Below are 6,235 nucleotides of genomic sequence, written 5' to 3' on the forward strand. Positions count from 1 at the left end.
ATGGCGGCGCGCAACGCCGTCGTGCTGCTCTCCGGTGGGCTTGATTCCGCAACCGTACTGGCCATGGCCCGGGATGCGGGCTATCGCTGCCACGCCATCAGCTTCGACTACGGCCAGCGCCACCGGGCCGAGCTGAGCGCATGCAGCGAGATTGCCGGCACCCTCGGAGCCGCCGACCACCGCCGGGTCCGTCTGGAGCTGGGCGCCATCGGCGGCTCCGCCCTCACCGACCCCAGTATCGCCGTGCCGGAGACACCCACGCAGGGCATCCCGGTCACCTACGTACCGGCCCGCAATACGGTGTTTCTCGCCCTGGCCCTGGGCTATGCCGAGGTCATCGGCGCCTCCGATCTCTTTATCGGCGTCAACGCTGTGGACTACTCGGGCTACCCGGATTGCCGCCCGGAGTTCATCCGTGCATTCGAGACCACCGCCAACCTCGCAACCCGGGCGGGTGTCGAGGGTGAGAGCCCGTTCCGCATCCACGCCCCGCTCAGCGAACTCAGCAAGGCCGACATCATCCGCCGCGGGCTCGACCTCGGTGTGGACTACAGCCGCACGGTCTCCTGCTACCAGGCCGATGCCGAAGGCCGCGCGTGCGGCGTCTGCGACTCCTGTCGCCTGCGGGCTGACGGCTTCCGCGAGGCGGGCGTACCCGACCCCACGCGCTACCAACCGACCGGCTGAGCTGCCCCCGGTGATCCAGCAGTTCTAGTTTCACCGATCTTCCGTGGGCCATGGCTCTCGGCCGTCATTGCCGCGGTGGCATGGAGGCGGTCATACAGTTAGGTATGGATGGCAAGCGCAGGAATCCGCAGCCGATGCTGACCCAGCGGCGTGGGCATGCGCGTCGGCGTCTCCAGTGCCGACAGCAGCCATGCCATAGCACCGCGGCCGATCGAAGGGTGTAGGGTGCCATTAGCGGCAGCGTAATGCACCGTCAAACAAATTGCGCCGAAGGCGCACAAGCGCAGCTTGAGTCGAGCGCCTGCGGCGCCATGTCATTGACGGTGGATTACGGCTTCGCCTAATCCACCCGACGAGCAGCCGCGCCATGGCACCGGCGTCGACGCCCGTGAGTCTCTGGCTTCAGGCCATAATTGGAATTGCTGCCGGTGATCGTCCAGGTTTGACAGCCCGATCAGTTTGGGTATGATTCGCGCGGTCAGGCAATGAGCAACGGGCCGTTAGCTCAGCTGGTAGAGCATCGGACTTTTAATCCGCTGGTCGCTGGTTCGAATCCAGCACGGCCCACCAGTCATTCAACGGCTTACGCAGGGAGAGCGCCCCGTAGACCTCACGGTGGATTACGCTGCGCTAATCCATCCGATATCCTGCGATTGGCCGCGGAGGCGTGGAAAAGGCGTAGGGGCATTAGCCACAGGCGTCATGCACCGTTGAGCGAACCGCGCCAAAGGCGCTTTGCAGGTGTGTCACGGTGGATTACGCTGCGCTAATCCACCCTACATCCTGCGATTGGCCGCGTGGGCGGGGGAAAGGCGTAGGGGGCATTAGCCGTAGGCGTCATGCACCGTAGGACCTACGCCACGCGTTCGAGAAGCGACGGGCCGTCATTCCTGGGCGAGTTCACGCGGCTGCTGACCGGATAGGCGTCCATCAGTTCGGCGGGGAATGGTGCCAGTACGGCCTGAGCATCAGCCGGGGTTCCTTCAAGCCAAGCGCCGCAGGTCTCTGGCGTCACCATGGCAGGCATGCGCCCCTTGGCGTGGATTTCTGCAACCATCGGATTTGCCGGCACGGTAATGATGGTGCAAGACTCCAAGATAGCTCCATCTGGTGCCCGTGATGCCTCCCACAGACCACAGAACGCGAACGGTTCACCCCCGGCCAAGTGGATGAAGTGCGGCTGCTTCCCGTGGGGTGTAGCTTGCCATTCGTAGTAGCCGACAGCCGGGATAATGCACCGCTGAGCCCGCTTCCAGGGCGCACGGTAGGTGGCCGCGGTGGCGATGGTCTCGGCTCTGGCATTGATGGTGCTGTACTTCGTCGGTTGTCCTTCCGCCCATGCGGGGACCAGCCCCCACCGGAGCATCACGCCGTCGCGTTGCCCGCCTTCCGGCCTGATCACCGGGACCATCTGCGTAGGTGCGACGTTGTAGCTCGTCCAATCATGGCGCCATTGCCGCGGCGTAACATTGAACGCCCGTTCCATCGCCGCATCTGTCTTGCTGACGAACCGTCCGCACATGCCCAGCCCCTCGACCGCCGGTATCCTGCCCCCAGTGTAACCATGCGCAGTAGAGGATTGTGCATTGCCCGCCCTGATTGAGCTAAACGCGTCTGTGGGCCTTGCTTGAACCCATGAATCCCTGTTGCACTGGCAACCGGCCGAGCGTATAGACTCGGAGTACCGTCCTGAAAGCCAAAGCCAGGATTACCGTGGCGGAGCAGTCCTATGGGCGAAGAGATTACCCGTTCCAGTTTCAGCGCGGAAGAATTCCAGCGCTTCAGACAGCATCTGAACGAAGAGACCCAGCAGCTTGAGCAGTGGTTCCAGGACAATGCTTTGTCCCCGGACGCCGGTGTCTGCGGGCTGGAGTTGGAAGGGTGGCTGCTCGACCGCGACTGGCAGGCGGCGGCGGAAAACGAAGCCTTCCTGCAGGGCCTGAACGATCCGCTCGTGGTGCCGGAACTGTCCCGCTTCAATTTCGAGATCAACACCACCCCCCAGCCGCGCCACGCCCGCATGTTTAAGCGAATTCACCGCCAACTGCGCGATATATGGGGACGCTGTAAGCAGCAGGCCGACACGCTCGGGCTGGTTCCATTGCAGATCGGCATCCTGCCCACGCTAAAAGACGACGTGATGACGGTGGAGAACATGTCTCCACTGCAGCGCTACCACGCCCTGAACGAGCAAGTGCTGGTCCACCGCCACGGCACGCCACTGAACATCGACATCAGCGGCGATCATGACCGTTTGCAGGTGGTCCATCACGACGTCATGACCGAAGCGGCCACCACGTCGTTGCAGATCCATATTCAGCTCGACAACGAGCGCGCTGTGCGTTTTTACAACGCCGCCCACGTGCTCGCGGCACCGATGGTGGCCAGCTGCGCCAACTCTCCCTACCTCTTCGGCCAGGAGCTCTGGGAGGAATCCCGCATCCCGTTGTTCGAGCAATCGGTCTCCGTGCCGGCGTTCCATGACCGCGAAGGGCATTTGATCGAGCGGGCGACGTTTGGCACCCGTTACGTGCAAGATTCGCTGATGGAGATCTTCCGGGAGAACCGGGATTTCTTCCCCGTGCTGCTGCCGGCGCTGCATCCCGATGGCGCCCATCGGCTCGCGCATCTGCGGCTGCACAATGGCACGATTTGGCGCTGGAACCGGCCGCTGGTTGATTTCGACGGACAAGGGCGCCCCACCCTGCGGCTGGAACACCGGGTCACTCCGGCAGGGCCGTCATTGCCGGATGTTATAGCCAACATCCTGTTTTTCTATGGCCTGATCCACTACCTGGCGGACCTGGCGGACGCACCGGAACACCGGCTGGCGTTCGAGCACAATGTGGCAAACTTTTACCAGGCGGCCCGGCATGGCATGGCGGCGACGGTGTTCTGGCTGGATGGCCATGAGCATGAGCTGCGCGAACTGTTGCTCGGTGAGCTGGTGCCGGCCGCGGCGCACACTTTGGGAGAGCTGGGCATTGACCGTGAGGACATCGATACCTATCTGCACGCCATCGTAGCGGCACGTCTGCGCAGCGGGCAGACAGGCTCAGCCTGGCAGAAGCGCTTTGTTGCCCGACACGGACGGGATTTCCAGAATCTCACCCGTGCCTATTATTGCCAGCAACAGAGACAGGTCCCGGTTCACCAATGGACGATCTAGACCCGGAGCGCCACTCGCAGCTCTATCGGCTCGACGCCTTGCCCGAAGGCTTCCTGGACTGCCCGGTTAACAGGTTGGACACTCTGCTCAAAGGCCCAACGCTCATCCGACTGCGCGGTGAGCGCCAACCCCCGCTGTTTGTGTCGGTGCTATTGCATGGCAATGAAGTCACCGGCCTGCTGGCGATTCAGAGGTTGCTCACGGACTTCCGGGAACGCGCCGTGGCGCTGCCGAGAGATCTTTGGTTATTTGTCGGCAACATCGAGGCCGCCCGCTATGGGGTGCGCCGGCTGCCGGGACAGCCCGATTACAACCGCATCTGGGCCGGGGGCACGCACCCGGAGTGCCGGATGGCGGCGGAGCTGCTGGGTGAGCTGGAACGTCAACCCCCGTTTGCCGCACTCGATGTCCATAACAACAGCGGCAGAAACCCGATCTACGGCTGCATTAATCAGCTCGACGCGCGCTACCTCCGCCTGGCCCGGCAGTTCAGCTCAATTCTTGTGTATTTTACCGAGCCCAACCAGGTACTGAGCGTCGCACTCTCGCGTCTGTGTCCAGCGGCAACCCTCGAGTGCGGCCTATCCGGAGCACCTGAGGGCATCAGTCGGGTGGCGCGCCTCATCGATGCCCTATTAACAGAAGGCGAGCTGCCCGGCACTTTCCCGGAAACAGACCTTGAGTTGTTGCATACGGTCGCCAGGGTCACCGTGAGCGATGCGGACCAAATCGCCTTCGGCCGCCAAGTGGAGCGCTATGACCTCTGCTTGCCCAACGACCTGGACACCCTCAATTTCCAGCCACTGCCGGCGGACACGCTAATCGGCTGGCGCTCGCCCAATGCCCGCGGGCTGTCGGTGGCCGATAACGCCGGACGGGATGTGACTGCGCATTACATTCGCTACGACGGGGACCGCATACTGACCCGGCGACCCTGCGTGATGTCCATGCTGACCCGCGATATTACCGTCATTTATCAGGATTGCCTGTGCTATATCATGGAACCTTACTCGCTTTGAGCCCAGTCGGCAGACAGGATTTCCAAGCCCTTTTTGGTCATCTGTACAGCGCGCAGACAGCCCTGCCTGAAAGGGGGCTGGCCAGTCGCTCACCGCGCCGATCGGTGGCGGCTGCTCAAGATGTGGTGCAGACCGACACACTCCACCATGCGGTCCTCGCAGTTGACGACAATCTCCGAGCGGGCCAGTACATAGGCCCTGCCGGTAATGGAGTTGTCGGCCACCTGATGCAAGCCGTCCTGTCGTATGCCGGTCAATTCGCCGATGAAGCCAGTTTCACGCAGGGAGATCGTTTCCAGCTTGTCACCCGGCTTAATGCTGGATTCGTAATGCATCAGCGCAAGCCTGGCCGACGTGCCGGTGCCCGTGGTGCTGCGGCAAATCACGCCCGGGTGCACATAGGTGGTCGAGCGCGAGCGGTAGTAGTCGTCCGCCACCTGCTCGACCGGGCCCATGAAGTGGAGAAACGGCAGCGGCCCCACGTCCCCAAGCGTGTAATGGGAGAAGCCTCTCTGGGCCTGAATCGCTTCAACAATCGCATGGGCACACGTCGACAAGCGTGACTCTTCGTCCCGGGTCAGGGCAAACCCCAGGGCGCTGGCATCGACCAAGGCGTAGAAGCCGCCGCTGTAGGCAATGCTGTACTGGACGTCGCCAATGGCGGGCACATGGATGGTGGCCTGATAGGTGTCGATGTAGCTGGGCAGCCCCTCGCAGGTGATGGCAATCACCTCGCCGCTTTTCACCTGTGCCTGGATATGAACTCGCCCCGCCGGTGATTCCAGTATGAATCGTTGGTGGCCTTCCTGCTTCGGTATCATGCCGCTCTCCAGCAGCGCCGTAGCCGTGCAGATGGTGTTGGAGCCGGAATAGATCGGGTAACCCATCACCTCCATGATGATGTAGCCCGACTCGGCCTCGGGATCGGTGGCAGGAACGATCAGGTCCACCGACATCTCGGGTATGCCGTAGGGTTCGCTGAGCAGCAGTTTACGCAGGCCGTCCGCATCATCGCGCAGATACTCCATCTGCTGCCTGACCGTCGTGCCTGGCAGCGGGTCAATGCCCCCGACCACGATGCGGCTGACATCGCCGCCGGCATGGGTATCGATTAATTGCAGCGTGAGTTCTTCGCTCATGGTGTCCCCTCGAGCGCATACGGCGCACCGTGCTGCTGCCACTGCGAGTCCGGAACAATGACGATCTTGCCCAGGTAGTTGCTGCCGCGGTTGACGAAGTATTCCTCGGCCTTGTGCAGATCAGACAGCTTGAACGCCGCATGCAGCACCGGCCTCAACTGGCCGGATCGGATCCACGCCACAAGCTGCTCGGCCTCCTCCCGCGTGCCGTGGGAGACGCC

5 protein-coding genes, 1 tRNA gene and 1 pseudogene are annotated in these 6,235 nt (G+C 62.6%); 4 read left to right on the top strand and 3 right to left on the bottom strand.

The window, feature by feature from the left end:
- Window positions 1-687: a 7-cyano-7-deazaguanine synthase QueC gene (queC, locus tag QZT63_RS13915; protein WP_290652093.1), complete on the top strand. Its 687-nt coding sequence runs from the start codon at window positions 1-3 to the stop codon at window positions 685-687.
- A gap of 494 nt (window positions 688-1,181) precedes the next feature.
- Window positions 1,182-1,257 (top strand) — tRNA-Lys (locus QZT63_RS13920).
- A gap of 283 nt (window positions 1,258-1,540) precedes the next feature.
- On the opposite strand, the gene QZT63_RS13925 is transcribed toward QZT63_RS13920, so the two are convergent.
- A complete protein-coding gene (locus QZT63_RS13925) occupies window positions 1,541-2,209 on the bottom strand; it encodes an SOS response-associated peptidase (protein WP_290652094.1) in 669 nt (222 codons plus the stop codon).
- Window positions 2,210-2,416: 207 nt separating this feature from the next.
- Here QZT63_RS13925 and QZT63_RS13930 point away from each other — a divergent pair, with 207 nt between their 5' ends.
- The gene (locus tag QZT63_RS13930) at window positions 2,417-3,856 is read left to right on the top strand and encodes a glutamate-cysteine ligase family protein (protein WP_290652095.1); all 1,440 of its coding nucleotides are present in this window, start codon (window positions 2,417-2,419) and stop codon (window positions 3,854-3,856) included.
- Window positions 3,844-4,875: a M14 family metallopeptidase gene (locus tag QZT63_RS13935; protein ID WP_290652096.1), complete on the top strand. Its 1,032-nt coding sequence runs from the start codon at window positions 3,844-3,846 to the stop codon at window positions 4,873-4,875. The genes QZT63_RS13930 and QZT63_RS13935 overlap by 13 nt, the downstream gene beginning before the upstream one ends.
- A gap of 89 nt (window positions 4,876-4,964) precedes the next feature.
- Here the strand turns inward: QZT63_RS13935 and QZT63_RS13940 are convergent, their stop codons facing one another.
- Window positions 4,965-6,014 carry a proline racemase family protein gene (locus tag QZT63_RS13940; RefSeq protein WP_290652097.1) on the bottom strand — a complete coding sequence of 350 codons (1,050 nt, stop codon included), beginning with the start codon at window positions 6,012-6,014 and terminating at the stop codon, window positions 4,965-4,967.
- Window positions 6,011-6,235: pseudogene (locus tag QZT63_RS13945) on the bottom strand (zinc-binding dehydrogenase); the annotation flags it as partial. The gene QZT63_RS13940 and the pseudogene QZT63_RS13945, both read right to left, overlap by 4 nt.

This window comes from Aquisalimonas sp., assembly GCF_007120195.1.
GTDB lineage: Bacteria > Pseudomonadota > Gammaproteobacteria > Nitrococcales > Aquisalimonadaceae > Aquisalimonas.